General features: G+C 55.4%; 1 pseudogene. It reads left to right on the forward strand.

The annotated features are described in order from the left end of the window. Positions 1-153 precede the first annotated feature (153 nt). A pseudogene (locus ACU8YC_RS27950) lies at positions 154-439 on the forward strand (primosomal protein DnaT); the annotation flags it as partial.

A 439-nucleotide genomic window follows, 5' to 3' on the forward strand; every position in this document is an offset into this window, starting at 1 on the left:
TTCCGTACCGGGATTATGGCTGTATCGCAAACGCCCGCGCGTTTCAGCACGCCACAGAGGGGGAATCTCCCCCTCATCTGCTGCTCTCTCTCTTCTCTGTGTTACTATAAGAGCAGTTCCCTTCTCGGTTGTTGTTCAGTATTGAGAAACATTATGCCCTGCAAAATTTTGACGCCGGACGTCACTAGCATTGACGCCTTACTACACGATCACCACGCAGTGCTGGCCAAATCAACGTGCGGCGCCGTAGCCGTATTTGCCAATAACGCGCCAGCGTTTTCCGCGGTGACGCCTGCACGACTGGCTGAGTTGTTGGCGCTTGAAGAGAGGCTGTCACGCCTGGGAAGCGATGTGACGCTGGATGCACAATTTTATGAAGAGCCGCAGGCCGTCCCCGTTGCGGTGCCAGTGGGGAAATTTGCGATGTACGCTGACTGGG

Source organism: Citrobacter sp. VF227 (assembly GCF_052950715.1).